This window comes from Myroides sp. TSA_177.3 (assembly GCF_052691955.1).
In genome coordinates, this window is sequence record NZ_JBQZGD010000057.1 from 1 (window position 1) to 1,060 (window position 1,060).

The window sequence follows — 1,060 nt, forward strand, 5'->3', positions numbered from 1 at the left end:
GACTGTAACTACTTTACTTGCCAATACTGACGGAACTTATACCTATAAATCCGAAAATGGTACCGAAACTATTATCGATATTCCTGCTTCGGTAGCCAATAACTTCGAAACAATTGTCAATAACAATCCGGAGAAAGTAAAAGAGATTATCGAAAAAGTTGCGAAAGACGTGGAAGGCAATGTTACCTATAACGGAACAGGCTTGGTGTATAAAGATGGAAATGGAGATGATCAAGTGATCAACCTTGACCAACTGGTTAAAGCCAATGAAACCGTAACAACTTTACTTGCTAATACCGATGGTACGTATACCTATAAATCCGAAAATGGGACTGAAACCATCATCGATATTCCAGCTTCTGTAGCGAACAACTTTGAAACAATAGTCAATACGAACCCTGAAAAGGTAAAAGAGATTATCGAAAAAGTGGCCAAGGATGTTGAAGGCAATGTTACCTATAACGGAACAGACTTGGTGTATAAAGATGGAAATGGAGATGATCAAGTGATCAACCTTGACCAACTAGTAAAAGCCAATGAGACCGTTACAACTTTACTTGCTAATACCGATGGAACCTATACTTATAAATCCGAAAATGGTACTGAAACCATCATCGATATTCCTACATCAGTAGCCAATAACTTCGAAACGATTGTCAACAACAATCCAGAGAAAGTAAAAGAGATTATTGAAAAAGTAGCCAAAGACGTAGAAGGCAATGTTACCTATAATGGAACTGATTTAGTCTACAAAGATGGAAATGGGGATGATCAAGTAATCAACCTTGACCAACTGGTAAAAGCCAACGAAACGGTAACTACTTTACTTGCCAATACCGATGGAACCTATACCTATAAATCAGAGAATGGTACCGAAACTATCATCGATATTCCAGCTTCGGTAGCGAACAACTTCGAAACGATTGTAAACAACAATCCGGAGAAAGTAAAAGAGATTATCGAAAAAGTGGCCAAAGATGTTGAAGGAAACGTAATCTATAATGGAACAGAGTTAGTCTACAAAGACGGAAACGGAGATGATCAAGTCATCAACCTTGAT

The 1,060-nt window shown here is 37.8% G+C and carries 1 pseudogene; it reads left to right on the forward strand.

From position 1 onward, the window contains the following. Nucleotides 1-1,060: pseudogene (locus ACUTSE_RS18125) on the forward strand (hypothetical protein); the annotation flags it as partial.